The sequence below is a fragment of the Paraburkholderia sp. SSBN10T genome, assembly GCF_056619545.1.
This window is the reverse complement of sequence record NZ_JBWQQI010000092.1, coordinates 1-242: the sequence shown is the minus strand read 5'-3', so window position 1 is coordinate 242 and position 242 is coordinate 1. Positions and strand designations below refer to the sequence as shown.

The 242-nt window shown below is 60.7% G+C and carries 1 pseudogene; it reads left to right on the top strand.

The annotated features are described in order from the left end of the window. Positions 1–242, top strand: a pseudogene (locus tag AC1ECK_RS36745) (hypothetical protein); the annotation flags it as partial.

Below are 242 nucleotides of genomic sequence, written 5' to 3'. Positions count from 1 at the left end.
GCCGTGCCAATACGGTGGATGTAGGTTCGCGTCAGATTACGGGTGTGGCCAATGGTACGCAGGCGATGGATGCGGTGAACCTGTCGCAACTTCAGGCGATGGGTGCCAACATCGACGGCAACGGTACGGTCACGAACACGTTCGTCGCATACGACGATTCGACCCGGTCGAAGGTCACGTTCGGCGGTGCTGGTTCGACCACGCCAGTGACGTTGTCGAACGTAGCAGCCGGGGTGGCGAAC